This is a genomic window from Xenorhabdus szentirmaii DSM 16338 (assembly GCF_002632585.1).
GTDB classification, from domain to species: Bacteria; Pseudomonadota; Gammaproteobacteria; order Enterobacterales; family Enterobacteriaceae; genus Xenorhabdus; species Xenorhabdus szentirmaii.
Window position 1 is genome coordinate 299347 of sequence record NZ_NIBV01000001.1, and the last position, 2555, is coordinate 301901.

The window sequence follows — 2555 nt, forward strand, 5'->3', positions numbered from 1 at the left end:
CTTAATGCACGACAAATCGAAACTGCAAAACCCAAAGAAAAAACCTACAAACTCGCCGATGGCGGCGGTCTCTATTTAGAAGTCTCGTCACGTGGCTCAAAATACTGGCGCATAAAGTATTACCGCCCGACCGATAAAAAAGAAGACCGTCTGGCGTTCGGTGTCTATCCGGCTGTGTCTTTAGCTGATGCACGGGCTAAACGCGATGAAGCCAAAAAGCTGATGGCGCAGGGTCTCGATCCCAAAGCAGAAAAAATTACTCACCGGCAGCCAGAAGAAAGGGGCGTTTATCGCGTTGTCAGCGCTGGAAGCACACCCTGATACGGTCATTATTACCGAAGGTTACGCCACAGCACTTACGGTTAATCAGCTTTATAAAGGTAGTGTTCTCGCGGTGCTGGATGCGGGCAATTTGTTCTGCGTTGCCCTGTCAGTCAGGGGACGCTGGCCGGGCACTAAAATCATTATTGCCGCCGATAACGACTGGCATCACCCCGGCGAGCTGGATAAAAACAGTAAACCGAAAGTGAATACCGGCAAAAGTTCGGCAGAAAAAGCGGCTATTGCAGTGAATGGCTGGATCACGTTACCGCCGACAGAGCATAAAGCCGACTGGGATGATTATCGCCAGCAATACGGCCTTGAAGCAGCAAAGCAGGTATTCAGTAACGGGTTATATCGGGCAGGGAAACCAATGAAGCGTCGCACAATAGAAAGCCGCAGTTATGGCAATATCGAAAGCATTTACCCAAGACGCAAAACAAAGTTACCGTTGTCAGTGGGTTCGGCAGGATTTGATGCGCAGTTAGACTACGTGGTTAAAGGTATTATTCCTGCGCATTCCCTGTGCAGCATTTACGGCGCGAGCGGTTCGTATAAGAGTTTTCTGGCGGGAGCCTGGGGCTGTCATATTGCCACGGGTAAGGCATGGGCAGGTAAAGCGGTTGCTCAGGGTTCCTTGCTGTATGTTGTTGGTGAAAGCGGGATCGGCGTGCCACGACGCATCAAAGCATGGGAAATCGTGAATGGCCAGACCGTTGAAAATATGTATCTGATTAATACGCCCGTCTTTCCGGCCTCGCCCGCCGAAGTGCATGAGCTGGTGATTGCCGCCCGGCAGGTTGAATCTGAAACAGGTATGCCTGTGCGCCTGATTATTCTGGATACCCTTGCCCACTGTTTTGGTGGGGCTGATGAAAACGATTCCAAAGATATGGGTGCTTTTGTCCGGGGCTGTGACGAACTGAAAGCCAAAACCGGAGCCAGCATTCTGGTGGTTCACCATTCCGGCAAAGATGCAAGCAAAGGCGCAAGAGGTTCCAGTGCATTTCGTGCTGCGCTGGATGTTGAATATAAAATCAACCGGGAAGGAAAAAAAGGCGGGGCACTGGTCATCACCTGTACCAAAATGAAAGATGCCGAAGAGCCGGACACCAAAGCCTATGACCTGCGCGTAGTTGAACTCTTTACCGATAAAGAGGGTGAGGATATTACATCACTCACGCTGATTGACAGGCCGCGCGATCCGGTTGAAGAGGAAGAAACCGGACTTATCGCCAATAAGACCGATAACCACGCGGCATTGTGGCAGTGCATACGGTCGCGCACTGCCCTGAAAGAACCCTGCTCTATTGCCCTTGTACGTAATGATTTAAAAGCGATGGGGGTGAATGTGAAGAATTTCAGCCGTTGGTTGACCAAGTTAGAGCAAGATAGGTTGATTACCCGTAACGGGCAGGAACTCACCATCGTTAACCAAAACAATGACGATTAAAAAGTGAGTCAGAAAGTGAGGAGCCGTGAGGAACGGAATTTTGCACCTCGCCGTATTCCTCACTTTTCTCATATATACGGAAAAAGTGAGTAATACAGAACGAATTGATTTTTAAGGATAAATAAATCTCAATTCCTCACCTGTTTTTGCAGTGAGGAAAATAAAAAGTGAGGAGCAGGTGAGGAGTCAACTTCTTTTCTGGCGGGTGTTTTTTCAGCTCTCCGTGTTAGCAGGTTAATAAATTAACCTGCTAACACGGAGAAGACAAGCGCAGCGCGTCAGTGGCATTCTAAACAGGAGAAAATACCTATCATTCCATGACAAGCAAATCTTTCTGGCTGGCAATCAGTTTTGCGCCACAGGAGGTTTGCATACCATCCAATGCAATCGGCTTACCCTGAGACTTTAATAATTCACTTCCCTTGATAATCGGATACGTCCCCTCGCATTTTGGGCAAGAGACCAAATCACCCTCTCCGGCAACAGGTACGCCCTGATAAGTATAACCACCAATAGCGGTAATCACCTTGCCACCGTGATCGGTGGTATCATTTAAAAGAATAACTGCTTTCCCTGCCATGTTGTTACCTCTATTACCATTTACCATAGGGATATGGTTTTTCCTTTAATAAGGTTTTTTATACACCCGGAATATTCACCATAACCGTCATATTAATTTGTATTAATCTCAACTTAATCTGGCAGGCCCTAAATCAACGTGGGTGACTGCCAGATTAAGTCTGAATGATGACATCCACACCTATTTGTGATTTCTTGATTC

Annotated in this window: 2 protein-coding genes and 1 pseudogene; 2 read left to right on the forward strand and 1 reads right to left on the reverse strand. The window is 47.7% G+C overall.

The window, feature by feature from the left end:
• Both Xsze_RS01440 and Xsze_RS01450 read left to right on the forward strand, forming a co-directional pair.
• A pseudogene (locus tag Xsze_RS01440) lies at window positions 1–291 on the forward strand (Arm DNA-binding domain-containing protein); the annotation flags it as partial.
• Window positions 292–295: 4 nt separating this feature from the next.
• Window positions 296–1774: an AAA family ATPase gene (locus Xsze_RS01450; RefSeq protein WP_051462304.1), complete on the forward strand. Its 1479-nt coding sequence runs from the start codon at window positions 296–298 to the stop codon at window positions 1772–1774.
• A gap of 310 nt (window positions 1775–2084) precedes the next feature.
• On the opposite strand, the gene Xsze_RS01455 is transcribed toward Xsze_RS01450, so the two are convergent.
• Complete coding sequence (locus Xsze_RS01455; protein WP_038235061.1) at window positions 2085–2354, reverse strand: PAAR domain-containing protein; 270 nt, start codon at window positions 2352–2354, stop codon at window positions 2085–2087.
• Window positions 2355–2555: the final 201 nt, after the last annotated feature.